Raw genomic sequence first — 22,262 nt, forward strand, 5'->3', positions numbered from 1 at the left:
GAAAGCGCGTTTTGCTGCTTATACTTGTGGCAAACGGACTATTCAGGGAGGCGTTAAGTGAAAAAACTCACCGACAAGCAAAAATCCCGTCTCTGGGAACAGCAGCGTAACGTCAATTTACAGGCCAGTTGTCTCCTTGAAAAAGGTAATGGTCCCTCGGAACCCCACATTGAGACGCTGGAGCTTGGGCCTTCCGCGCCCGGGTTGCCCCATCTGTGCCTTATTCATCGTCATCTGTACCGCAGCGAGATGAAGCGGGCAGGCGAACTCCGTACCGACGATATTTTCAAGGGTGACATTCCGTTCTGCCATTTCGAATACATCGAAAAGATGGGTAACGAGCTGATGGCGGCGCTGGAAAGCGAAAAATATCTTGTGGGTCTTGAGAAAGCGGCGTTTGTTGACCGGGTTAGCCACTATTACTGCGAAATCAACATGCTGCATCCCTTCATGCGCGGCAACGGTATTGCCCAACGCGTGTTCTTCGAGCAATTGGCGCTCCATGCAGGCTACGCGCTGGACTGGCGCGATATCGATCCCGAGCAGTGGGTGGCGGCTAACCGCAGCGGCGCAACGGGTGATTTATCCGCGCTGAACGCTATCTTTGCCAAAGTAGTGAGCGAAGCGCGGGAATCCGAGTAGAATAGGGCGGCATTTTTTTCGGGAGCCGCCATGATTCTGATGATTGATAACTACGATTCCTTCACCTGGAACCTTTACCAGTATTTTTGCGAACTGGGTGCCGAGGTGGTTGTTCGTCGCAACGACGAGATCGATCTCGCCGATATCGAGACGCTGGCTCCACAGAAAATCGTGATTTCTCCGGGGCCGTGTACGCCCTCGGAGTCGGGTATTTCTCTGGATGTGATCCAGCACTATGCCGGCAGGCTGCCGATCCTGGGCGTCTGTCTGGGCCATCAGGCGATTGCCCAGGTGTTTGGTGCCACCATCGTGCGCGCCGCCAAAGTGATGCACGGTAAAACCTCGCCGGTCACCCACACGGGCACCGGAGTGTTCACGGGGCTCAATAATCCGTTAACCGTGACGCGCTACCATTCCCTGGTCATTGACCCGCCGACGCTGCCCGACTGCTTTGAGGTGACGGCCTGGAGCGATACGCAGGAGATCATGGGGATTCGTCACCGCGAATGGGACCTCGAAGGCGTGCAGTTCCACCCGGAAAGCATCCTCAGCGAGCAGGGCCATGCGCTGCTGGCAAATTTCCTCCATCGCTGAATAACTGTTGCCTTGCTGTGATTTTTTATGCATATTTTGTGATTATATTTTCACAATCAATGTGACATAAAATGGATGGGCATGACATGGCAACTGAACAACCAGCAATTACCCGCGCGACTTTCGATAAAGTGATCCTGCCGATTTATGCACCGGCTGAGTTTATCCCAGTGAAGGGAAAGGGCAGCCGCGTCTGGGATCAGCAGGGTAAAGAGTATGTGGATTTCGCGGGCGGTATTGCGGTCACGGCGCTGGGTCATTGCCATCCCGCGCTGGTTGAGGCGCTAAAAACCCAGGGCGAAACCCTGTGGCACACCAGCAACGTGTTCACCAACGAACCGGCGCTGCGCCTGGGACGTAAGATCATCGATGCCACCTTCGCCGAGCGCGTGCTGTTTATGAACTCCGGCACCGAAGCCAACGAAACCGCCTTTAAGCTGGCGCGCTACTACGCCACAACGCGCCACAGCCCGTACAAAACCAAAATCATCGCCTTCCACAATGCCTTCCACGGACGCTCCTTCTTTACCGTCTCCGTTGGCGGCCAGCCGAAGTATTCCGACGGGTTTGGCCCGAAACCGGCTGATATCGTCCACGTGCCGTTTAACGATCTGCACGCGGTGAAGGCGGTGATGGACGACCATACCTGCGCGATAGTCGTTGAGCCGATCCAGGGTGAAGGCGGCGTGACGGCGGCAACCCCGGAATTCCTGAAAGGACTGCGCGAACTGTGCGACGAGCATCAGGCGCTGCTGGTCTTTGATGAAGTGCAGTGCGGAATGGGGCGTACCGGCGATCTGTTCGCCTATATGCACTACGGCGTGACGCCGGATATTCTGACCAGCGCGAAAGCGCTCGGCGGCGGTTTCCCGGTGAGTGCGGTACTGACGACGCAGGAGATCGCCTCCGCGTTCCACGTTGGCTCTCACGGCTCTACCTACGGCGGTAACCCGCTGGCGAGCGCCGTAGCGGGCGCCGCGTTCGACATCATCAACACGCCGGAGGTGTTGAACGGCGTTAGCGCGAAGCGCGAGCTGTTCGTAAAACACCTGCAAAAGATTGACGAGCAGTACGACGTGTTCAGCGAGATCCGCGGGATGGGACTGCTGATTGGCGCTGAGCTGAAGCCGCAGTACAAGGGACGCGCGCGTGATTTCCTGCATGCCGCCGCTCGCGAAGGGGTGATGGTGCTGAACGCCGGGCCGGACGTGATGCGCTTTGCGCCGTCGCTGGTGGTGGAAGATAAAGACATCGAAGACGGGTTAACCCGCTTTGCCGCCGCGGTCGCGAAGATCGTAAAAGGTTAATACGCCGTCCGCTTCAACCTGCGGGTTAGCCAAATCCCGTGATGCGGACGCTGACGCCATGCCACCGAAGAAATGGTGTGCATGGTGTTCAGATGCCCCAGTACGCGCTGCAAATGCTGCTCCAGGGTGCTCATTGGCCCGTGGGTTAACGTTTCCGGCGCTTCCAGAATGTTCGAATCTCCCGACTCACCCGGCGAGTCATATTCCAGACGCTGCTGACAGCGCTGCAGCGCAATTTCACACGACTGCAGGTAGCGCTGCGCCAGATCCGGCGTCAGCATCGTGTGCTCGCGCGCCAGCGTGGTCATGGCGTTAATATGCTCGACGATAAACTGGCTGTGCGTCACCCAGAGCTTCATGTCTGCCAGATAGTGCGAGTTAAAGCCCGGCTCCTGCATTGCCTGGTTGAGTGAGTTGAACAGGGCGTTGTGAGCCTGGTTGACCTTCATGCGCTGATAAGCCAGCGGAGAGGGCTGCGGGTCGTCGCTCAGGATCAGGCGAATGGCCTGCTGGTCGGCCTCCAGCGCGTCGTGGGCATTCTGGCGCAGCAGTCCGCTTTGCCACTGCGGCCAGAGCCAGACCATACCGCCGAAGGCAATCAGGCAGCCGATCAGGGTATCGATCAGCCTGGCGACAATAAACTGTTCGCCATTGAGCGTGAGTAGCTGCAGGGTGTATACCGCCGTCACCGTGAAGCCCACCATCGCCCAGCCGTAGTTTTTGCGGATAATCAGGTAGCTCACCAGCGTGATCGCCAGCATCCCTGCCAGGGTGTAGCCTTCCGGCACGTGGAAGTGCAGCGTCACGCCCGCAATGATCAGCCCGGCCATCGTTCCGCCCGCCCGATGCAGAATACGCACCCGCGTGGCGCCGTAGCCGTTCTGAGTGACAAACAGCACGGTCATTAATATCCAGTAGGGTTTCGGCAGATGCAGCGCCATGCCCATCAGGCTGGCGGTACTGAGCATCACGCTAATACGTGCGGCGTTGCGCAGGGCGGACGATTTAAGAGAAAGGTAGCTTTTGAGCGCGGGCAATAGCGGCAGCCGTTTCTGCTTATCCGCCATCAGGTCGCGGGGATAAAGCGGGCGCTGCGTGCGCAACACGCGGGCGATACGGCTGAAGTGCCAGGCGGCAAACTGGCCGACGGGGTTATCCGGATGCTGACGAGCGATTTTCTCCAGCGCGCCCAGTTGCTTATCCATGTTAAAGCGCGTCGGGTAGCGGTGATAGAGAATATCATCGGCCAGAACGCGCAGGCGTGCGGACACCGTCTGCGCGTTCCAGCGGATCACCGCTTCGGCGTGGCTGCGCTCGACCAGCTTTTGCACCTCCTGCGGGTGGTGCAGGCTCACGGAGATATGCTCCTGCAGATCCAGCCCGACCTGGAAGGTGCGCAGCAGCCGTTTGTACTCGTGGTTCTTGTTGGCGGCGAGCATATGCAGCTGCTGATAGCACTGGCTTATCAGATCCACCACCTTCTGCTGGCGCGTCAGCAGGGGCGGTAAGGATTTTTCCGGATCGGTATGCTGGGTCAGCAGGGTGTATTTGGCTTCGCAGTAATCCGCAAGCTGCACATAGAGCAGGCTCAGGGATTCACGCAGCGGCTGCTCCCGCCACAGCCAGAACCAGAACCAGTTAAACAGGCCGTACCATAATGTCCCCAGGGCGTAGATCAGCAGCGGCTCCCACACCGGCATATTCCCGGCGAGGCTCAGCGTGAAAATGGCCGCAATCAGCGACGCGGGAAGCAGGCGGGCGTGCAGCGAACTGATTTCCGCCGTGACGCCGAGGGTCATCGCCAGCACGGTCAGGATCAGCGGCAGCGGGATATCACGAGCCAGTAACAGCTGTACGGCGAGGCTACAGCCCGCAAACAGGCAGCCGCCGATAATCAGGCGTTTGAAAAAGCGCTTATGCGGCGTGTCCAGACCGGCGATGTTGCAGCAGGCAGGCACGAGGGAAAACAGCAGACCTTGCTGAAGATGTCCGAGGATCAGGCCTATGGCCACGGGAAGACACAACACCAGCGTTTGTCGCAGTGCGTAGTTAACTTCCGGGTGATAGATCAGCCTGCGCCACATGGGGAGTAGAGACAAAAACGGCGTGACACCTTGCGATGGCACGCCGTTTAAGCGGAATTAACGCGTTCCGTAAACCACGATGGTTTTACCGTGGGCGGAGATCAGGTTTTGATCTTCCAGCATTTTCAGGATACGGCCCACTGTTTCACGGGAGCAACCGACGATCTGACCAATTTCCTGACGGGTAATTTTAATTTGCATGCCGTCCGGGTGGGTCATGGCGTCTGGCTGTTTCGCCAGGTTCAGCAGGGTCTGTGCGATACGGCCAGTCACGTCCAGGAAGGCGAGGTTGCCCACTTTCTCTGAGGTGACCTGCAGACGGCGCGCCATCTGGGAAGAAAGACGCATCAGGATGTCAGGGTTAACCTGAATCAGCTGACGGAACTTCTTGTAAGAAATTTCAGCCACTTCACATGCTGTCTTTGCACGAACCCAGGCGCTACGTTCCTGGCCCTCTTCAAACAGGCCCAGTTCACCGATGAAATCGCCCTGGTTCAGATAAGAAAGGATCATCTCTTTCCCTTCTTCATCTTTGATCAGCACTGCCACCGAGCCTTTAACGATGTAATACAACGTTTCCGCTTTTTCACCCTGGTGAATCAGCGTGCTCTTTGATGGGTACTTATGAATGTGGCAATGAGACAAGAACCATTCGAGAGTCGGGTCTGTTTGCGGTTTGCCAAGCACCATGCGCTGTTATCCTCTGTTATAAGCTGTCACCAGAGTCATCAGATGCATCCGGACTCTGGGGTTGCAATCGAATTCTTACCCATACCCTGGGAAGTCGGCTACCGTAACGTTTCGCAGCCAGTAAAGTTTGATGTCCTCTGCATACATGTGTAACGTCAATGTATTACTGTAGCATCCAGAGTGTTTTAGCATAGCTTTCGCCGCGTGTCTCCTGGTGTCTCGCTTCAGCATGATGCAGGTCGCCTTCCATTGCGAGAAATGTAACGCACGCGTAATCTGTCACCAAAAATGCAACGTTGGAGTTTAAGAATATGCAAGCGCGCGTGAAATGGGTTGAAGGTTTAACGTTCCTGGGCGAGTCCGCGTCAGGGCACCAGATTTTGATGGACGGTAACTCCGGCGATAAAGCGCCCAGCCCAATGGAAATGGTGCTGATGGCGGCAGGGGGATGCAGCGCCATTGACGTGGTGTCGATTCTGCAAAAAGGCCGTCATGACGTGACGGATTGTGAGGTGAAACTGACGTCAGAACGTCGCGAAGAGGCGCCACGCCTGTTCACCCATATTAATCTGCACTTTGTGGTTACCGGTAAAGAGTTGAAGGACGCGGCGGTCTCGCGTGCGGTTGACCTGTCTGCGGAGAAGTACTGCTCTGTGGCGTTAATGCTGGAGAAAGCGGTAAAAATCACGCATTCGTATGAAGTGATCGAGGCTTAATTATTGGGGCATCGTGCGTGTTGATGCCCTCACCCTAACCCTCTCCCACAGGGAGAGGGAACATGTTCACGCAATCTGCTTCCCTTCCATCAGTCGCTCCACCAGCGGCGTCATGATGAGCTCCATCGCCAGCCCCATTTTTCCGCCCGGCACGACTAACGTATTCATGTGCGAAATAAACGAGCCCTGCAGCATGGCCAGTAGCCAGGGGTAATCAATGCCTTCGAGATTGCGGAAATGGATCACCACAAAGCTCTCATCCAGAGACGGGATGCTTTTGGCCGCAAACGGGTTGGAGGTATCCACCGTCGGCACGCGCTGGAAGTTGATATGGGTGCGGGAGAACTGCGGCGTCAGGAAGTTGATGTAATCTTCCATGGAGCGCACCACCGAGTCCATCACCGCCTCTCGTGAATGGCCGCGCTCGCTCATGTCGCGCGTCAGCTTCTGGATCCACTCCAGGTTAACGATAGGGACCACGCCGACCAGCAGATCCACGTGGCGCGCCACGTCGTGTTGAGGGGTGACCACGCCACCGTGCAATCCTTCGTAAAACAGCACGTCGGTGGGTTCCGGCAGAGGTTGCCACGGGGTGAACGTCCCCGGCACCTGATTCCAGGGAACGGCTTCATCATAGGTATGCAGATACTTGCGGGACTGCCCTTTGCCGCTCTGACCGTACTCGATAAAGGTTTGTTCCAGCAGGCCGAAGTCATTGGCTTCCGGGCCGAAATAGCTGATGTGTTTACCCAGATCGCGCGCCTTACGGATGGCCATATCCATCTCCGGACGCGTGTAGCGGTGAAAGCTGTCGCCTTCGACCTCCGCCGCACGAAGATTCAGCTGGGCGAAAATCTTGCGAAAGGCGAGGCTGGTGGTGGTGGTTCCCGCACCACTCGACCCCGTAACGGCAATAACCGGATGTCTGGCAGACATAGCAACTCCCTGACTTAAAAGGGTGGAAGATCAGCCGTGAAACGCGTTGCGGGGCATGATATTGACCGTCTCATGCAGTTCTGACCACACCAGCACCACGTCGCCGCTTTTCAGCTGGCGCTTTACATCGTTGACCTTTTGCTCAAGCGAGCGTTCCTGTTCACCATAATCGGTGCCTTCGCGTAATACAAAGCTTTCAATCAGATTATCGAGCGTTTCGGGAGCCAGATCCTGCCAGGGAATAATCATTTTGCACCGTCCAGATAAGGGGTTAGCCAGTCAGGAATACGCGTCTCAAGCCACATTTTCGGGCGGCGCAGCGTACCGCCGATAAACCCGACGTGGCCGCCGTGCTCGGTCAACTGATAGTGAACGTTGTCGGGCAGGAATTCCTGAGCGGGGATCGAGTGATGATCCATAAACGGGTCATCTTTGGCATGAATGATCAGCGTCGGCTGCGTGATCTTGCTGAGCAGCGGCATGGCGCTGCACTGACGATAATAGTCAATCGCATCGGCGAAGCCGTGGATTTTCGCGGTGATCAGGTCGTCGAACTCGCGAATACGGCGCACCTTTTTCAGCTGACGCAGGCTGACCGGCAGGGTATCCGGATAGGCTTTCAGCTTACGCGCCGCGTTGGCCTTCAGCAGGTTGAGCAGGTAGCGCTGATAGACGCGGGAAAAGCCTTTATCCATGTGGTAGCTGCACTGCTCCAGCATAAACGGTGCGGAGACAATGACGGCGGCATCCAGCGGGACGGTTTCACCCTCTTTGGCTAGCAGGCAGGCCAGCATATTGCCGCCCAGCGAGTAGCCCACCGCGGCGGTCGGCACGGTGCCAAAGTTGTCCCGTAGCCAGTGTAAAAACCACGTTCCGTCTTCGGTTTCACCCGAGTGATAAATGCGTTTCTGACGATTCGGTTCGCCGCTGCAGCCGCGAAAATGCATCACCACGCCGAGCCAGCCGCGCGCTTTTGCCGCCTCAATTAACCCGTGTGCATACGGGCTGTGCAGGCTGCCTTCCAGACCGTGAAAGACCACCAGACGCGGCTTATGGCGGGCCTGCTCCGGCGCTTCGCTCCAGGCGAGATCCAGAAAATCACCGTCTGGCAGGTCAAGCCGCTGCCAGTGTGGGGTGAACTGAACCTTGCGGCGGATCAGTCGCGGCAGCATGGTCTGCAAATGGCGATTGGCCACGCCGCGCATAGGCACGAACTCAGTGCTGTCTTCGGCCGCAATGTCGAAGTCTGATGGAATGATTTGGGTCATAAGGGCGATGCTGATTCTTGTCAGAAATTTACGGTACTTTCCGAATTGTACCCCGTTTAGCCTGGTTTTCCGAAACATGAACTGATCCCGATCACAAATCTTTACCTTGATTATTACTCTCAGGCTAATGATTCCACTCTACGCTTAATTGATGCCTTTCTCACCAGAGCGCACACTTTACTCAACGTTAAGCAAATCAAAATGATTAGCTGAATCAGGAGGTTAATAATGTTATCTGGGCAAACACCCACCCGGCAATGGAACACGCGACGCAGCGAAAAAGCGCGTCGCCTGGCGTCCGTACCGGTGCAGGGCAAGGTACTGCCAACCGGCGATCTTGTCGCCATGCTGGAAAAACTGATCGCGCCTGGCGACAAGGTCGTTCTGGAAGGTAACAACCAGAAGCAGGCGGATTTCCTTTCCCGCTCGCTGGCCGAAGTGAATCCGCAAATTGTCCACGACCTGCATATGATCATGCCGAGCGTCGGCCGCAGCGAGCATCTGGATATCTTCGAGAAAGGCATCGCCCGCAAGCTGGATTTCTCCTTCTCCGGGACGCAGAGCCTGCGAATCTCCCAGCTGCTGGAAGACGGTCAGCTCGAAATCGGCGCAATTCACACCTACATCGAACTTTACTCACGTCTCTACGTCGACCTGTCGCCCAACGTGGCGCTGATTGCCGGCTTTAAAGCCGACCGCAAAGGCAACCTCTACACCGGGGCGAGCACCGAAGATACCCCGGCGCTGGTGGAAGCCGCTGCGTTCCACGACGGCATCGTCATCGCGCAGGTGAACGAGCTGGTGGACGACGAATGCGAGCTGCCGCGCGTGGATATCCCGGGCTCCTGGATCGATTACGTCGTGGTTGCCGACAAGCCGTTCTTTATCGAACCGCTGTTCACCCGCGACCCACGCCTCATTAAACAGGAACATATCCTGATGGCGATGATGGCCATCAAAGGCATCTACGCGGAGCACCAGGTGCAGTCCCTGAACCACGGTATCGGCTTTAACACCGCAGCGATCGAGCTGCTGCTGCCTACCTACGGCGAACAGCTCGGCCTTAAGGGCAAAATCTGTAAACACTGGACGCTGAACCCCCATCCGACGCTGATCCCCGCCATCGAAAGCGGTTGGGTGGAGAGCGTGCACTGCTTCGGCGGCGAGCTGGGGATGGAAGAGTACATCCGTGCTCGTCCGGACGTCTTCTTTACCGGTGCCGACGGCTCTATGCGTTCCAACCGTGCCTTCTGTCAGCTGGCAGGTCAGTACGCGGTGGATATGTTTATCGGCTCTACGCTGCAGGTAGACGGCTACGCCAACTCCTCAACCGTGACCCGCGGTCGTCTTTCCGGCTTCGGCGGTGCGCCAAACATGGGCCATGACCCGCACGGTCGCCGCCACGCCACGCCGGCCTGGCTGAACATGATCACCGAGCCGGACCCGATGCAGCGCGGTAAAAAGCTGGTCGTGCAGATGGTCGAAACCTTCCAGGCAGGCGTGAAGCCAACCTTCGTGGAAAAACTCGATGCCGTAGACGTGGCGAAAGCCTCCGGCATGCCGCTGGCACCGGTGATGATTTACGGCGATGACGTGACGCACGTGCTGACGGAAGAGGGGATTGCCTACCTCTACCGGGCGAAAGATCTGGAAGAGCGTCGGGCCATGGTTGCCGCCGTCGCGGGGATCACCGACATCGGCCTGGGCGTGGACGCCAAACGCGTGGCGGAACTGCGCCAGAGCGGCAAGGTTGTGTATCCGGAAGATATGGGGATTCGCCGCACTGACGCCGCCCGCTCTCTGCTGGCTGCGGGCAGCGTGTCTGACCTGGTGGAATGGTCCGGCGGTTTGTATAACCCACCTGCGAAATTCCGGAGCTGGTAATGAAACTTCTCCCCCAGATTCAGGTTGAAGGCGGTGCCGAATGGCTGGCGCGAACCGCCACGCAGTGTCTGATTGACGAAGCACGTTTAAGCCCGAAACCCGGTCTGGTGGACAGTCGGGGGAACGGCGCGCACCACGATTTATCCCTTGCGCTGATGGAGCGCTCCGCGCACAGCCTGACCTCCACGTTTCAGGCGCTGGCGCAGCAAAGCTGGCAGCGTCCGGCAGATATCGCACTTCGGCAAACCGTCGGGCGACTCGGTCGCGAAGGCGAGCAGCAAATGATGTCCGCAACCGGAGGCGTAAACACCCATCGCGGCGCGATTTGGGCGCTGGGATTGCTGGTCAGCGCGGTGGCGATGCTCGGCGGTGATGCCAGGGCGCAAGACGTCGCCCGCACCGCCGCACAGCTGGCGAGACTGCCGGACGACGCGGCGCCGAAGGTGTTCAGTAAAGGCCTGCGCGCCACGCACCGTTACCGCGTGCCGGGCGCGCGTGAAGAGGCGCAGCAGGCGTTTCCGCACGTTATGCAGCGTGCGCTGCCGCAGCTTCGTCTGAGCCGCCTCAACGGCAGCAGCGAAACGCACGCCAGGCTCGACGCGCTGATGGCCATCATGACCTCACTCACCGACACCTGCGTGCTGTCACGTGCCGGAATGGAAGGGCTTGACGCCATGCAGGACGGCGCCCGTGCGGTGCTGAACGCCGGCGGCAGCGCAGCGCCTGCGGGCCAGCAGGCGCTGGCCAGGTTAGACCGTCAGATGCTGGCGCTCAACGCCTCACCGGGCGGCGCTGCCGACCTGCTTGCCGCCACGCTGTTTCTCGACCGCATCGAAACGCCAAATTCAAAGCATTAAGAGGATGTTATGGAAAAAATCACATTGACCATGCCAGCCAGCCGCGCGTTGAGCGGCAGGGCGCTGGCAGGGGTAGTCGGTTCCGGGGATATGGAGGTACTCTTCACCGCCGAACCGGGCCAGACGTTAACCATTGATATCACCACCTCCGTGGACAACAGCCGGGGGCGCTGGGAGGCGCTGTTCAACCGTCTGCAAACCGTCAGCAGCCTGCCCGCAGGGAAGTTGACCATCCACGACTTCGGCGCGACGCCGGGCGTGGCCCGCATTCGCATCGAACAGGTTTTTGAGGGGGTGAGCCATGCGTGATGACAACAGCTTTATCGAACTGAAAGCGCGCCAGCGCGCGCAGGCTCTGCTCGACGAGGGCAGCTACCGCGAACTGCTGGATCCGTTTGAAGGCATTATCTCTCCGTGGCTTGGGCCGCAGGGGATTGTTCCTCAGGCCGATGACGGCATGGTCGTCGCAAAAGGAACCATCAACGGTCAGCCTGCGGTCGTGGTCGCGATTGAAGGCGCGTTCCAGGGCGGCAGCATGGGCGAAGTGTCCGGTGCAAAAATGGCGGCGGCGCTGGAGCTGGCGGCGGAAGATAACCGCAACGGCATTCCGACGCAGGCGGTGCTGTGCCTCGAGACCGGCGGCGTGCGCCTGCAGGAAGCGAACCTCGGCCTGGCGGCGATTGCCGATATCCACGCCGCGATTGTTGACCTGCGCCGCTACACCCCGGTGGTGGGGATTGTGGCCGGGACCGTGGGCTGCTTCGGCGGGATGTCCATCGCGGCAGCGCTGTGCAGTTACCTGATTGTGACCCGCGAAGCGCGTCTTGGTCTTAACGGCCCGCAGGTTATCGAGCAGGAGGCGGGCATTGAGGAGTACGACTCCCGCGATCGTCCGTTTATCTGGAGCATGACCGGCGGCGAAGTGCGCTATCAAAGCGGGCTGGTGGATGCGCTGGTAGGCGACGGCGTAAACGCGGTGAAAGCGGCGATGAACGACGCGATTGCGAAAGGCGTGCCGGCGAAACACCGCACCGACAACTACGACGATTACCTGAACCGTTTAACGAATTTCGACACCCGCAAACAGGCCGATGCCGAACAGATTAACGCGCTTTTTGCCCGGGAGGTGAAATGATGAGTAATTCAAAAAGCCGTGGCGAGCTCTGGCTGGAAACCCTCGCCCCGAATGTCAAACGTATCGCGGGACTGTGCCCGTCCGTGCAGGCGGCAGACGGCGAGCTGAACGGTGAATCGGTGCGCTTTGTCGCCGTGGTGCCGGATGCCAACAACCACTTCCCGCGCGCGGCGCAGGGCGAAGTTGGTCTGCTGGAAGGCTGGTGGCTTGCGAAAGTGGTCAGCGAAACCGTCGCGGCGGATGCCGATAAAGCCGTGAAGCGCCCGATTGTGGCGGTGATCGACGTCCCAAGCCAGGCCTATGGCCGTCGCGAAGAGGCGTTTGGTATTCATCAGGCGCTGGCCGGTGCGGCGGCAGCCTATGCGAATGCGCGCCTGGCCGGTCACCCGGTGATTGGGCTGATCGTCGGCAAGGCAATGTCCGGCGCGTTCCTGGCGCACGGCTACCAGGCCAACCGTCTGATCGCCTTTAATGACAAGGGCGTGCTGATCCATGCGATGGGCAAAGAGTCCGCGGCGCGCATCACGCTGCGAACCGTCGAGGCGCTGGAAAAACTGGCGGCGACCATTCCGCCCATGGCGTACGACATCGGCAACTACGCCACGCTGGGGCTGCTCTCTAACCTGCTGGATATCAGCAACCCGGATGCCCCCTCCGATAACGATCTGACGCTGGTGAAAACCACCCTGCAACAGGCCATCAGTGACGCTCGTCAGGACACCACCCTGAAAAACCGTCTGGGTGCTGACAACCGCCGCAGCTCGGCGCTCGTACGCGAACGTATGCGAGCCAGCTGGTAAGTAAAAAAAAGACCTGCCGGAGATGCAAACCCCGTGGGCGCGCCCGCTGCGCCCGCGCGGGAGCCTGCATCCTGAAAAATAATAAACATCGCACCAGTGCTAAAACTTTTTTTACTACAGGTGATTTATGACTTACGTAATTGTTCATGCTCTTGCACCGATTTTCGTCATCATGCTGCTGGGATTCTGGGCCGGTAAGGCAAAGATGGTCGATAACAAAAATGTATCCCTGCTCAATATCTTCGTGATGGATTTTGCACTGCCTGCCGCGCTGTTTAGCGCCACCGTGCAAACGCCGTGGACCGGCATCGTGGCGCAGTCGCCGCTGATTCTGGTTCTCACTCTGGCGATGTGGATCACCTATGCGGCCATCTACTTCCTCGCCACGAAAGTCTTTAAGAAATCCCCGCAGGACGCGGCCGTGCTGACCCTGACGGTAGCTTTACCGAACTATGCAGCGCTTGGCCTGCCGATTCTGGGCAGCGTGCTGGGTGAAGGTTCGTCCACGTCGCTTTCCGTTGCGGTCTCTATTGCCTGCGGTTCGGTGCTGATGACCCCGTTCTGCCTGCTGATCCTGGAGCGGGAAAAAGCGCGCGCTGAGGGGAATAACTCCGGCTCAACGCTCTCCATGCTGCCGGTGCTGATGTGGCGCTCCATTAAAAAACCGATCGTGATGGGCCCGCTGCTGGGCGTGATTCTGTCCGCCATCGGGATCAAAATGCCGGAACTGGTTCTTGCAGCGATTAAACCGCTGGGGCTGTCCGCCACCGCTGCCGCGCTGTTCCTGACCGGGGTGATCCTCTCTGCCCGTAAGCTGCAGATCAACACCATGGTGATTACGTCAACCATCGCCAAGCTGCTGATTCAGCCAGCGATTGCCTGGGGTATTGTGCTGATCTTCGGCCTGCATGGCTCCGTGGCGATCACCGCTATCCTGATGATTGCACTTTCTGCGGGCTTCTTCGGCGTGGTGTTCGGTAACCGCTTTGGCGTGCAGTCGCCGGATGCTGAAGCCGTGCTGCTGTTAAGCTCCGTACTGTGTATCCTGTCGCTGCCGCTGTTTATCTCGCTGACTTCAGGAATGTAATTATGACCACAACATTACGCCCGCACGACCTCATCTGGCTTACCGCGCGCGATGCGCTGGAAGGCATCACCGAATCCTGGGTGGAGGCGGCCTGGCATACCGGCCTGCCGGTGGTGGTGCGGCGTGATGTTGACAGTGAAGGCCGGATCCCCGTTGGCGTGCGCGGACTGCGCCGCGACCAGCGGGCGGCCGGGTGGGTGAAGCCGGAAAACGTGTTACGCGTGGTTTCACCGGAAGACCTGAGCGTTGCGGCCGATCTGCTGCGCTCGCCGTTTGTTACCCAGCCACCCGTTCAGGTGGCGCTGCAGCTTTCTCAGCAGGCGTGGCCGTGGAAGTGGGGCATTACCGGCAGCACCGGCTACGCGCTGGCGACCGGTATTCCGGTTATTCATGCCGACAGCGATCTTGATCTGCTGATCCGCGCCCCGCACGCCGTTTCCCCTGATGCGTTTGCTGGCTGGCAGTCTCAGCTTAGCCGGGCGCTGTGTCGGGCGGATACGCAGGTGGATACCCCCGAGGGTGGCTTTGCGCTGGCAGAGTGGCTGCGCGACGGCAAAACGCTGCTGAAAACCCGCCGAGGACCGCGCCTGGTGGCGGATCCGTGGCGCAGGGAGGAGTGATGAAAATAGTGTTTACCTTTCCGGGGCAGGGTACGCAGCACGAAGGTATGCTGCAAAATTTGCCGGGAACGGAGCTGGAACGGGCGCGAGAGGTGCTTGGCGCCGAAGTGGATACGCTGGACAGCGCAGACGCGCTAACCCATACCCGTGCGGTCCAGCTGTGTCTGCTGATTTCAGGCGTGGCCTGGGGGCGAGAGCTGGAGCGTCGCGGCGTGACGCCGGATATCGTTAGCGGGCTGTCCATCGGCGCTTATCCGGCGGCGGTTATCGCAGGCGCACTGGACTTTTCGGACGCGCTGAGGCTGGTGGCGCTGCGCGGTGACCTGATGGAGCAGGCGTACCCGCACGGCTACGGCCTGACGGCCATCATGGGCTTAACCCTGCCGCAGGTGGAAGACCTTATCCAGGGCACCGGGACCTACATTGCCAACCTGAATGCCGAAACGCAGATCGTGATTGCCGGAGCCGATCAAGGAATGGCGCAGGCGGCGGCACGCGCGCTGGCGAAAGGGGCGAGCAAGGCCAAACGGCTGGCGGTCAGCGTGCCGTCCCACTGCGAACTGCTGGCGGAACCGGCACAAAAGCTGGCGGAGGCGTTTAAATCCGTCACGCTTTCACGCCCACGCTGCGCCTATCTGAGCGGCAGCACCGGGCGCGTGCTGTGGCAGCCGGAAAAGATCGCCGACGATCTGGCGATGAACATGGCGCGTACGGTGCGCTGGCAGGAGGCGATGATTTCAGCGAATGAACGCGAAGCCCGGCTGGCGATTGAAATGCCGCCTGGCGGCGTACTGACCTGCCTGACGCGTCAGGCGCCGTGGGAAGGAGAGACGATTTCACTGGAGCGCAGCGGGGTGGACGTGGCGGTGCATCTGGCGCGTCGGCTTCGCGGGTGAGTTTTTAGTCCGGTGGCGGCTACGCCTTACCGGGCCTACGGGTTCGGTTGCCTTGTTTTGTATCACGTACTTTCCTGCAGGCTGCGCGCATACATCCGCCCTTCGGCGGCTAATGCCCGCAGGCTCGGGTCCTGCTCGCGGTTGCGGGCAAAGACGATCGCGATCAGCTGCTGCATCTGGTACGGCTCCGCCAGCTTCAACAGCTGCACGGAATTCTCATACACTTTCTTCATCCTGCCCGGCATTAGCGTAAATCCAACACCTGCCTGCACCAGGCTGAGCATCGAGAAAATGTCATTCACCCGGGTAACTATCTCCGGCTCGAATCCGGCGATATGAAAGGCTTCCTGAAACCCTGCATAGGTGGCGAACCCTTCTGCCAGAGCGACAAATTTCTGGTCTTTGTAATCACGCAGATCCGCGGGGCCGCGAGTATTCAGCGTGGCGGAAGCCGGTGCGGCAAGGAAAATGTCGTCGTGGAACAGGGGCAGCACTTCGAGGCTGTTACGGTCAATGTCGCTTTCGGAGATGGAGATAAGAATCGCGTCCAGCGAGCCTTCATCCAGCATGTGCAGCAGGGTGTCGTTGGAGCCCATCGTCAGATCCATCTCCAGATCCGGACGACGCAGCTTCATGCCCATGATCAGACGCGGCACGGTTTCCAGGGTGAGCGAGTAGAGCGTCCCGACTCGCAGCCGCCCCTGACCGATCCCGGCAATTTTGCGCGACGCTTCCAGCCCGCGCTCCATCACCTGCATCACCTCCTGGCAATACTCCAGCAGCGTCCAGGCGGAAGGCAGGGCAATCAGGTTGCGCCCCTTATGGGTAAAGAGCGGGCAGCGCACGTTTTCTTCCAGCGTGTGCAGTGCACGGTGAACGCTGACGCCGCTCAGGCCCAGAGTTTCGGCGGTACGCGCGATATTCCCCTTCTCCATAAACGTCATGAAGATGCTGAGCTTGCGGAATGTAATCTCGCTTGTGATATCGAAACTCATAGCCCTCCCGGCGTGTTATTCAGCCTGCAGCATCGCTTCCAGCTGTTCCTGTGCGTCGAGCCACGCCATTTCGCACTCTTCGAGACTGGATTTGGTCTTCGCCTGCGTTTGCAGGCAGTCGGTCAGTTCCGCTTTGCGGCTCTGGTCATACAGACCGCTGTCGCCGAGCTTCTCTTCAACAGCGGCAAGCGTGGCGTTGAGTTTTTCCATCTCTTTTTCGAGACGGATAATCTCTTTACGCAGCGGCTGCGTCTGGGTGCGCAGCTCCGCTTCACGACGCTTCTGGTCTTTACGCGCCTGCGCGCTGTTGGCGTTGTCTTTTGCCGATTCCTCCGGCTGGTTTTCCTGCTTCTGCACGTCCGTCAGCCACTGCTGGTAGTCTTCCAGATCGCCGTCGAACGGTTCGACTTTGCCGCCATGCACTAAATAGAGATCGTCCGTGGTGGAGCGGATCAGGTGACGGTCATGCGAAACCACCACCAGTGCGCCTTCGAACTCAATCAGCGCTTCGGTCAGCGCCTGACGCATATCGAGATCCAGGTGGTTGGTCGGTTCATCGAGCAGCAGCAGGTTCGGGCGCTGCCAGACGATCAGCGCCAGCACCAGACGGGCCTTTTCGCCGCCGGAGAAGCGCTCGGTGTTTTCCGTCACCTTATCGCCCTGGAAGCCGAAGCCGCCGAGATAGTCGCGCAGCTTCTGCTCCATCTCCTGCGGCGCCAGACGCGCGAGGTGCTGAATCGGCGATTCATCCGCGCGTAAAAATTCCAGCTGATGCTGGGCGAAGTAGCCAAGCTTGATGCCCTTCGCCAGGCCGATTTCACCGCTGACCGGGCTAAGCTCGCCCGCCAGCAGCTTGATCAGCGTCGATTTACCGGCACCGTTACGCCCCAGCAGGCCAATGCGCGAACCCGGCACCAGGTTGAGCTTGATAGAATCGAGAATAATGCGGTCGGCATAGCCCGCGCTGACCTTCTCCATCTTCAGCAGCGGGTTCGGCAGACTTTCCGGCTCGCGGAAGCTGAAGTGGAACGGGTTATCCACGTGCGCCGGGGCAATCATCTCCATGCGTTCCAGCATCTTGATGCGGCTCTGGGCCTGCTTGGCTTTTGAGGCTTTGGCCTTAAAGCGATCCACGAAGCTCTGCAGGTGCGCCACGCGCTGCTGCTGGCTTTCGTACATGGACTGCTGCTGGGCAAGGCGCGTCGCGCGCTGACGCTCGAAGGAGCTGTAGTTGCCGGTGTACTCGAACATCGTTTGCTGTTCGATGTGAATGATTTTATCCACCACCGGGTCGAGGAAGTCGCGGTCGTGGGAGATCAGAATCAGAGTGCCCTGATAGCTCTTGAGCCACTTCTCCAGCCAAATAACCGCATCGAGATCGAGGTGGTTGGTCGGTTCATCGAGCAGCAGCAGGTCAGAGCGGCAGATCAGCGCCTGCGCCAGGTTGAGTCGCATACGCCAGCCGCCGGAGAAGTCGCTGACCGGGCGTTCCAGCTGTTCATTGCTGAAGCCCAGGCCGTGCAGCAGGCTGGAGGCGCGGGAGCGAATGGTCCACGCGTCAATGGCGTCCAGCTTGCCGTGAACGGTGGCAATGGCGTGGCCGTCGTTGCGCTCGTTAGCGGCGTTAAGTTCCGCCTCGAGCTTACGGTATTCCCGGTCGCCGTCGATAACATAGTCGAGTGCCGGTTCGCTCAGCGCCGGCGTCTCCTGGTTTACCCAGGCGAGCTGCCAGTTCCCCGGGAAGGTAAAGTTACCGCCATCCGCGCTAATCTCGTTTTTCAGCAGTGCCAGCAGGGTGGATTTACCACAGCCGTTTTTGCCGACCAGGCCCACTTTTTGGCCCGGGTTGATGGTAGCAGTGGCGTTATCCAGCAGGACGCGCACGCCGCGACGAATTTGTAACGAGGAGAAAACAATCATAGAAGCGCCGTATGTTCCGACTATGTTAATTTGTCATTATGATAATGTAAGGTGTGGGCCATTTTCCGCACCGGGCCGCCATGGTAGCCCAAAACAACGACGATACACAAAAACAGAAACAAGACCGGGAGGGGAATGATGTCTCAGACAGCAAAAGTGCTGCTGCTGTATGCCCATCCGGAATCTCAGGACTCGGTGGCAAACCGGGTGCTGCTTAAGCCGGCCACACAGCTCAGCAACGTGACGGTGCACGATCTCTTCGCGCACTATCCTGATTTCTTTATTGATATCCCTTACGAGCAGGAACTGCTGCGTCAGCATGACGTCATTGTGTTCCAGCATCCGCTTTACACCTACAGCTGTCCGGCGCTGCTCAAAGAGTGGCTGGACCGCGTGCTGAGCCGGGGCTTCTCCAGCGGGGTGGGGGGCAACCAGCTGGCGGGAAAGTACTGGCGTAGTGTGATCACCACCGGAGAGCCGGAAAGTGCTTACCGCCACGACGGGCTGAACCGCTATCCGATGAGCGACATTCTGCGGCCTTTCGAACTGACGGCGGCAATGTGCCGTATGCACTGGATGAGCCCGATTATTGTCTACTGGGCCCGACGTCAGGATCCGAAAGAACTGGCCAGCCACGCCAGAGCCTATGGTGAATGGCTGGCGTCACCGATTCCGGCAGGAGGTCGTTAATGGAAGGATCGAATTTGCTCCTCGCCGGGGTGCTGTTTTTATTTGCGGCCGTCGTCGCGGTGCCGCTTGCTGCACGCATTGGTATCGGTGCGGTACTGGGGTATCTGCTGGCGGGGATCGCGATTGGCCCATGGGGACTGGGATTCATCAGCGATGTAGATGAGATTCTCCATTTCTCCGAACTGGGCGTGGTGTTCCTGATGTTCATCATCGGGCTGGAACTGAATCCTTCGAAATTGTGGCAACTCCGACGCTCTATTTTTGGCGTGGGCGCCGCGCAGGTGATGTTCAGCGCCGCGATCCTGGGGGGCCTGTTAATGCTGACCAACTTTTCATGGCAGGCGGCGGTGATTGGTGGGATAGGCCTTGCGATGTCGTCGACGGCGATGGCGCTGCAGCTGATGCGCGATAAAGGGATGAATCGCAACGAAGCCGGCCAGCTGGGCTTTTCGGTGCTGCTGTTCCAGGATTTGGCAGTGATCCCGGCGCTGGCGCTGGTGCCGCTGCTGGCGGGGTCCGGCGACGACCACTTCGACTGGGCGAAAATCGCCATGAAGGTGCTGGCCTTCGCGGGCATGCTGATTGGCGGTCGTTTCCTGTTACGTCCCGTATTCCGCTTTATTGCCGCGTCGGGCGTTCGCGAGGTATTTACCGCCGCGACGCTGCTGCTGGTGCTGGGATCGGCGTTGTTTATGGACGCGCTGGGGCTGTCGATGGCACTCGGGACCTTTATCGCCGGGGTGCTGCTGGCGGAGAGCGAGTATCGGCACGAGCTGGAAATTGCCATCGATCCCTTTAAAGGGCTGCTGTTAGGCCTGTTCTTTATTTCAGTGGGGATGGCGCTCAACCTTGGCGTGCTCTATACCCATCTGCTGTGGGTTGTGGTGAGCGTGGCCATCCTGGTGGCGGTGAAAACGCTGGTGCTGTACGTCATGGCGCGTATTTATGGCTTGCGCAGTTCGGAACGCATGCAATTTGCCAGCGTGTTAAGCCAGGGGGGCGAGTTCGCGTTTGTGCTGTTCTCTACCGCCTCCTCCCAGAAGTTGTTTAAAGACGATCAGATGGCGCTTTTGCTGGTAACGGTCACGCTGTCGATGATGACCACGCCGCTGCTGATGAAGCTGGTGGATAAACTGCTGTCGCGCCGCCTGAATCCCACTGACGATGAAGACGAAGCGCCGTGGGTGGAAGACGACAAGCCGCAGGTTATTGTGGTGGGCTTTGGTCGTTTTGGACAGGTTATCGGGCGTTTGCTGATGGCGAACAAAATGCGCATTACGGTGCTGGAGCGCGATATCAGCGCGGTTAACCTGATGCGTAAATATGGCTATAAGGTTTACTACGGCGACGCGACCCAGCTTGAGCTGCTGCGCTCGGCGGGGGCAGAGGCGGCAGAGTCCATCGTCATTACCTGTAACGACCCGGAAGACACGATGAAGCTGGTGGATCTCTGCCAGCAGCATTTCCCGCATCTGCATATTCTGGCGCGTGCGCGGGGACGTGTTGAAGCTCACGAATTATTGCAGGCGGGTGTGAAACACTTCTCCCGTGAGACGTTCTCCAGTGCGCTGGAGCTGGGGCGCAAGGCGCTGATCTCGCTTGGCATGCATCCGCATCAGGCGCAGCGCGCCCAGATGCACTTCCGCCGGCTGGATATGCGGATGCTGCGCGAGCTGATGCCGGTCCATACCGATACGGCGCAGATCTCCCGCGTGCGGGAAGCGCGTCGCGAGCTGGAGGAGATCTTCCAGCGCGAGATGCAGCAGGAACGACGCCAGCTCGATGGCTGGGATGAATTTGAATAAAGGGTAACGAAAGATGGCTGTACGTAAACGCTTTATCGCGGGTGCAAAATGCCCGACCTGCCAGGCGCAAGATACCCTGGCGATGTGGCGGGAAAATAATATTGATGTTGTTGAGTGTGTTAAGTGCGGTCACCAGATGCGTGAGGCCGACAAAGAGGCCCGCGAACACGTTCGCAAAGAAGAGCAAGTTATCGGGATTTTTCATCCGGACTAGCGATATGCCCTGAGTTTTTTTAAGCTAAAGGGTACACAGGTGCAGATTTCCGCTACAATCTGCGCCAGCAATTTTCCCACGCTCAGGAGATATCATGAAAGTAGCAAAAGACCTGGTGGTCAGCCTGGCCTATCAGGTACGTACAGAAGACGGTGTGTTGGTTGATGAGTCTCCGGTGAGTGCGCCGCTTGACTACCTGCATGGTCACGGTTCCCTGATTTCCGGCCTGGAAAACGCGCTGGAAGGTCATGAAGTTGGCGACAAATTTGACGTTGCTGTAGGCGCGAACGACGCTTACGGTCAGTATGACGACAACCTGGTTCAGCGCGTTCCTAAAGACGTATTCATGGGCGTTGACGAACTGCAGGTTGGCATGCGCTTCCTGGCTGAAACCGACCAGGGCCCGGTTCCTGTTGAAATCACCGAAGTGGAAGATGACCACGTCGTGGTTGACGGTAACCACATGCTGGCTGGCCAGAACCTGAAGTTCAACGTAGAAGTTGTTGCGATCCGTGAAGCGACCGAAGAAGAGCTGGCTCATGGCCACGTTCACGGTGCGCACGGTCACGACCATGACCACGATCACGGCCACGACGGCTGCTGCGGTGGTCACGGCCACGACCATGGTCACGACCACGATCACGGTAAAGGTGGTTGCGGTAACGGCGGCTGCGGTTGCCACTAATTCCGTCATGCGGAAAATAAAAAAGCGGGATAATCCCGCTTTTTTTACGCCTCAATAATGAGGAGGTGGCGTCTCTTCTGACTGAGAGGCAATGTTTGACGGCTGCGTGGCCTTCAGCTTTTCCGTCAGCAGGCGCATATGATCCCGCAGTTTTGCCATTTCGAGCTCATGTGCGGTCACGGTCTGGTTTAGCTCTTCGATGGTGATGTCCTGAAAAGCCAGGCGGCTTTCCAGCTCAGCCATTCTCGCTTCTAATGCTGTATCCTTCATCATTCACCTCGTTTATTTCAGATTCGCCATATTGGTCCTGCGGCGGCGCAGTTTAACTGAGTTTATCCTTAAGTACAGTCCGCATCCCCTTGGCAGGAAACTTATTTAAACAAAAATAGTCTGAAAAGTGGCGAGAATTGGAAGTGTCTGTCTGTAGATTTCTTCCG

At 58.6% G+C, this 22,262-nt stretch carries 24 protein-coding genes; 16 read left to right on the forward strand and 8 right to left on the reverse strand.

The features are described from left to right. Window positions 1-57: 57 nt before the first annotated feature. The 3 genes from BM007_RS20185 (at window position 58) to BM007_RS20195 (ending at window position 2,543) form a co-directional block, all read left to right on the forward strand. A complete protein-coding gene (locus tag BM007_RS20185) occupies window positions 58-642 on the forward strand; it encodes a putative adenosine monophosphate-protein transferase Fic (RefSeq protein ID WP_024907930.1) in 585 nt (194 codons plus the stop codon). Window positions 643-672: 30 nt separating this feature from the next. Beyond that, a complete protein-coding gene (pabA, locus tag BM007_RS20190) occupies window positions 673-1,236 on the forward strand; it encodes an aminodeoxychorismate synthase component 2 (RefSeq protein ID WP_090420651.1) in 564 nt (187 codons plus the stop codon). Between the two features lie 86 nt (window positions 1,237-1,322). Next, window positions 1,323-2,543, forward strand: a complete 1,221-nt coding sequence (locus BM007_RS20195) for a bifunctional acetylornithine/succinyldiaminopimelate transaminase (protein WP_175557813.1) — start codon at window positions 1,323-1,325, stop codon at window positions 2,541-2,543. Here BM007_RS20195 and BM007_RS20200 read toward each other — a convergent pair. Next, window positions 2,540-4,627: a YccS/YhfK family putative transporter gene (locus BM007_RS20200; protein ID WP_032648358.1), complete on the reverse strand. Its 2,088-nt coding sequence runs from the start codon at window positions 4,625-4,627 to the stop codon at window positions 2,540-2,542. The two genes, BM007_RS20195 and BM007_RS20200, sit on opposite strands and share 4 nt — an antisense overlap. Window positions 4,628-4,684: 57 nt before the next feature. Next, window positions 4,685-5,317: a cAMP-activated global transcriptional regulator CRP gene (gene crp / locus BM007_RS20205; protein WP_000242758.1), complete on the reverse strand. Its 633-nt coding sequence runs from the start codon at window positions 5,315-5,317 to the stop codon at window positions 4,685-4,687. Window positions 5,318-5,628: 311 nt separating this feature from the next. Between crp and BM007_RS20210 the strand changes: the two genes are divergently transcribed. Next, on the forward strand, window positions 5,629-6,033 hold the full coding sequence (locus tag BM007_RS20210) for an OsmC family protein (protein ID WP_008503018.1): 405 nt from the start codon (window positions 5,629-5,631) through the stop codon (window positions 6,031-6,033). A 66-nt stretch (window positions 6,034-6,099) separates the two neighbouring features. Here BM007_RS20210 and BM007_RS20215 read toward each other — a convergent pair whose 3' ends face one another. The 3 genes from BM007_RS20215 to BM007_RS20225 are packed head-to-tail and all read right to left on the reverse strand — an operon-like array spanning window position 6,100 to window position 8,237. Beyond that, window positions 6,100-6,969 (reverse strand): phosphoribulokinase, encoded by an 870-nt coding sequence (locus BM007_RS20215; protein WP_008503017.1) that lies wholly within the window; start codon window positions 6,967-6,969, stop codon window positions 6,100-6,102. A gap of 30 nt (window positions 6,970-6,999) precedes the next feature. After that, window positions 7,000-7,218, reverse strand: coding sequence for a YheU family protein (locus tag BM007_RS20220; protein ID WP_008503016.1), 219 nt, complete (start codon window positions 7,216-7,218; stop codon window positions 7,000-7,002). Beyond that, window positions 7,215-8,237: a hydrolase gene (locus tag BM007_RS20225; protein ID WP_024907935.1), complete on the reverse strand. Its 1,023-nt coding sequence runs from the start codon at window positions 8,235-8,237 to the stop codon at window positions 7,215-7,217. Before BM007_RS20225 ends, BM007_RS20220 begins: the two co-directional genes overlap by 4 nt. Before the next feature lie 228 nt (window positions 8,238-8,465). Here BM007_RS20225 and mdcA point away from each other — a divergent pair, with 228 nt between their 5' ends. From mdcA to mdcH, 8 genes are all read left to right on the forward strand, one after another. Then, complete coding sequence (gene mdcA / locus BM007_RS20230; RefSeq protein WP_061716378.1) at window positions 8,466-10,121, forward strand: malonate decarboxylase subunit alpha; 1,656 nt, start codon at window positions 8,466-8,468, stop codon at window positions 10,119-10,121. Beyond that, the gene (locus tag BM007_RS20235; protein ID WP_090420658.1) at window positions 10,121-10,978 is read left to right on the forward strand and encodes a triphosphoribosyl-dephospho-CoA synthase; all 858 of its coding nucleotides are present in this window, start codon (window positions 10,121-10,123) and stop codon (window positions 10,976-10,978) included. Before mdcA ends, BM007_RS20235 begins: the two co-directional genes overlap by 1 nt. Window positions 10,979-10,987: 9 nt before the next feature. Then, window positions 10,988-11,287: a malonate decarboxylase acyl carrier protein gene (gene mdcC, locus BM007_RS20240; protein WP_090420661.1), complete on the forward strand. Its 300-nt coding sequence runs from the start codon at window positions 10,988-10,990 to the stop codon at window positions 11,285-11,287. Next, window positions 11,280-12,113: a biotin-independent malonate decarboxylase subunit beta gene (locus tag BM007_RS20245; protein WP_090420664.1), complete on the forward strand. Its 834-nt coding sequence runs from the start codon at window positions 11,280-11,282 to the stop codon at window positions 12,111-12,113. The genes mdcC and BM007_RS20245 overlap by 8 nt, the downstream gene beginning before the upstream one ends. Next, a complete protein-coding gene (mdcE, locus tag BM007_RS20250; RefSeq protein ID WP_090420667.1) occupies window positions 12,113-12,913 on the forward strand; it encodes a biotin-independent malonate decarboxylase subunit gamma in 801 nt (266 codons plus the stop codon). Before BM007_RS20245 ends, mdcE begins: the two co-directional genes overlap by 1 nt. Before the next feature lie 127 nt (window positions 12,914-13,040). Then, window positions 13,041-14,000 (forward strand): AEC family transporter, encoded by a 960-nt coding sequence (locus BM007_RS20255; RefSeq protein WP_024907941.1) that lies wholly within the window; start codon window positions 13,041-13,043, stop codon window positions 13,998-14,000. 2 nt (window positions 14,001-14,002) lie between these two features. Further along, on the forward strand, window positions 14,003-14,620 hold the full coding sequence (locus BM007_RS20260) for a malonate decarboxylase holo-ACP synthase (protein ID WP_090420670.1): 618 nt from the start codon (window positions 14,003-14,005) through the stop codon (window positions 14,618-14,620). Continuing rightward, window positions 14,620-15,516: a malonate decarboxylase subunit epsilon gene (gene mdcH, locus BM007_RS20265; protein WP_090420673.1), complete on the forward strand. Its 897-nt coding sequence runs from the start codon at window positions 14,620-14,622 to the stop codon at window positions 15,514-15,516. The genes BM007_RS20260 and mdcH overlap by 1 nt, the downstream gene beginning before the upstream one ends. Window positions 15,517-15,578: 62 nt before the next feature. On the opposite strand, the gene BM007_RS20270 is transcribed toward mdcH, so the two are convergent. After that, the gene (locus tag BM007_RS20270; RefSeq protein WP_061716386.1) at window positions 15,579-16,511 is read right to left on the reverse strand and encodes a LysR family transcriptional regulator; all 933 of its coding nucleotides are present in this window, start codon (window positions 16,509-16,511) and stop codon (window positions 15,579-15,581) included. 15 nt (window positions 16,512-16,526) lie between these two features. Continuing rightward, the gene (locus BM007_RS20275) at window positions 16,527-18,431 is read right to left on the reverse strand and encodes an ABC transporter ATP-binding protein (RefSeq protein WP_090420676.1); all 1,905 of its coding nucleotides are present in this window, start codon (window positions 18,429-18,431) and stop codon (window positions 16,527-16,529) included. A 135-nt stretch (window positions 18,432-18,566) separates the two neighbouring features. Between BM007_RS20275 and kefG the strand changes: the two genes are divergently transcribed. From kefG to slyD, 4 genes are all read left to right on the forward strand, one after another. Then, entirely contained in the window at window positions 18,567-19,121 is a 555-nt protein-coding gene (gene kefG / locus BM007_RS20285) for a glutathione-regulated potassium-efflux system ancillary protein KefG (RefSeq protein WP_090420679.1), read from the forward strand. Continuing rightward, complete coding sequence (kefB, locus tag BM007_RS20290) at window positions 19,121-20,926, forward strand: glutathione-regulated potassium-efflux system protein KefB (protein ID WP_090420683.1); 1,806 nt, start codon at window positions 19,121-19,123, stop codon at window positions 20,924-20,926. The genes kefG and kefB overlap by 1 nt, the downstream gene beginning before the upstream one ends. A 13-nt stretch (window positions 20,927-20,939) precedes the next feature. Further along, window positions 20,940-21,140, forward strand: a complete 201-nt coding sequence (locus tag BM007_RS20295; protein WP_008503011.1) for a YheV family putative zinc ribbon protein — start codon at window positions 20,940-20,942, stop codon at window positions 21,138-21,140. Between the two features lie 94 nt (window positions 21,141-21,234). Next, complete coding sequence (gene slyD / locus BM007_RS20300) at window positions 21,235-21,825, forward strand: peptidylprolyl isomerase (protein WP_024907947.1); 591 nt, start codon at window positions 21,235-21,237, stop codon at window positions 21,823-21,825. Window positions 21,826-21,876: 51 nt separating this feature from the next. Here slyD and BM007_RS20305 read toward each other — a convergent pair whose 3' ends face one another. Next, the gene (locus BM007_RS20305; protein WP_024907948.1) at window positions 21,877-22,095 is read right to left on the reverse strand and encodes a protein SlyX; all 219 of its coding nucleotides are present in this window, start codon (window positions 22,093-22,095) and stop codon (window positions 21,877-21,879) included. Window positions 22,096-22,262: the final 167 nt, after the last annotated feature.

It is taken from the genome of Enterobacter sp. NFIX59, from assembly GCF_900113755.1.
Taxonomy (GTDB): Bacteria; Pseudomonadota; Gammaproteobacteria; order Enterobacterales; family Enterobacteriaceae; genus Enterobacter; species Enterobacter pseudoroggenkampii.

Excerpts from the sequence above, each read along its gene's own strand:
- mdcH (WP_090420673.1), top strand. The coding sequence starts at position 14,620 with ATGAAAATAGTGTTTACCTTTCCGGGGCAGGGTACGCAGCACGAAGGT.
- crp (WP_000242758.1), bottom strand. The coding sequence starts at position 5,317 with ATGGTGCTTGGCAAACCGCAAACAGACCCGACTCTCGAATGGTTCTTG.
- slyD (WP_024907947.1), top strand. The coding sequence starts at position 21,235 with ATGAAAGTAGCAAAAGACCTGGTGGTCAGCCTGGCCTATCAGGTACGT.
- BM007_RS20235 (WP_090420658.1), top strand. The coding sequence starts at position 10,121 with ATGAAACTTCTCCCCCAGATTCAGGTTGAAGGCGGTGCCGAATGGCTG.
- BM007_RS20225 (WP_024907935.1), bottom strand. The coding sequence starts at position 8,237 with ATGACCCAAATCATTCCATCAGACTTCGACATTGCGGCCGAAGACAGC.
- BM007_RS20220 (WP_008503016.1), bottom strand. The coding sequence starts at position 7,218 with ATGATTATTCCCTGGCAGGATCTGGCTCCCGAAACGCTCGATAATCTG.
- BM007_RS20295 (WP_008503011.1), top strand. The coding sequence starts at position 20,940 with ATGGCTGTACGTAAACGCTTTATCGCGGGTGCAAAATGCCCGACCTGC.
- BM007_RS20260 (WP_090420670.1), top strand. The coding sequence starts at position 14,003 with ATGACCACAACATTACGCCCGCACGACCTCATCTGGCTTACCGCGCGC.
- BM007_RS20200 (WP_032648358.1), bottom strand. The coding sequence starts at position 4,627 with ATGTGGCGCAGGCTGATCTATCACCCGGAAGTTAACTACGCACTGCGA.
- mdcA (WP_061716378.1), top strand. The coding sequence starts at position 8,466 with ATGTTATCTGGGCAAACACCCACCCGGCAATGGAACACGCGACGCAGC.
- BM007_RS20210 (WP_008503018.1), top strand. The coding sequence starts at position 5,629 with ATGCAAGCGCGCGTGAAATGGGTTGAAGGTTTAACGTTCCTGGGCGAG.
- mdcC (WP_090420661.1), top strand. The coding sequence starts at position 10,988 with ATGGAAAAAATCACATTGACCATGCCAGCCAGCCGCGCGTTGAGCGGC.
- BM007_RS20270 (WP_061716386.1), bottom strand. The coding sequence starts at position 16,511 with ATGAGTTTCGATATCACAAGCGAGATTACATTCCGCAAGCTCAGCATC.
- kefB (WP_090420683.1), top strand. The coding sequence starts at position 19,121 with ATGGAAGGATCGAATTTGCTCCTCGCCGGGGTGCTGTTTTTATTTGCG.
- BM007_RS20215 (WP_008503017.1), bottom strand. The coding sequence starts at position 6,969 with ATGTCTGCCAGACATCCGGTTATTGCCGTTACGGGGTCGAGTGGTGCG.
- pabA (WP_090420651.1), top strand. The coding sequence starts at position 673 with ATGATTCTGATGATTGATAACTACGATTCCTTCACCTGGAACCTTTAC.
- BM007_RS20255 (WP_024907941.1), top strand. The coding sequence starts at position 13,041 with ATGACTTACGTAATTGTTCATGCTCTTGCACCGATTTTCGTCATCATG.
- BM007_RS20245 (WP_090420664.1), top strand. The coding sequence starts at position 11,280 with ATGCGTGATGACAACAGCTTTATCGAACTGAAAGCGCGCCAGCGCGCG.
- kefG (WP_090420679.1), top strand. The coding sequence starts at position 18,567 with ATGATGTCTCAGACAGCAAAAGTGCTGCTGCTGTATGCCCATCCGGAA.
- BM007_RS20305 (WP_024907948.1), bottom strand. The coding sequence starts at position 22,095 with ATGAAGGATACAGCATTAGAAGCGAGAATGGCTGAGCTGGAAAGCCGC.
- BM007_RS20275 (WP_090420676.1), bottom strand. The coding sequence starts at position 18,431 with ATGATTGTTTTCTCCTCGTTACAAATTCGTCGCGGCGTGCGCGTCCTG.
- BM007_RS20195 (WP_175557813.1), top strand. The coding sequence starts at position 1,323 with ATGGCAACTGAACAACCAGCAATTACCCGCGCGACTTTCGATAAAGTG.
- mdcE (WP_090420667.1), top strand. The coding sequence starts at position 12,113 with ATGAGTAATTCAAAAAGCCGTGGCGAGCTCTGGCTGGAAACCCTCGCC.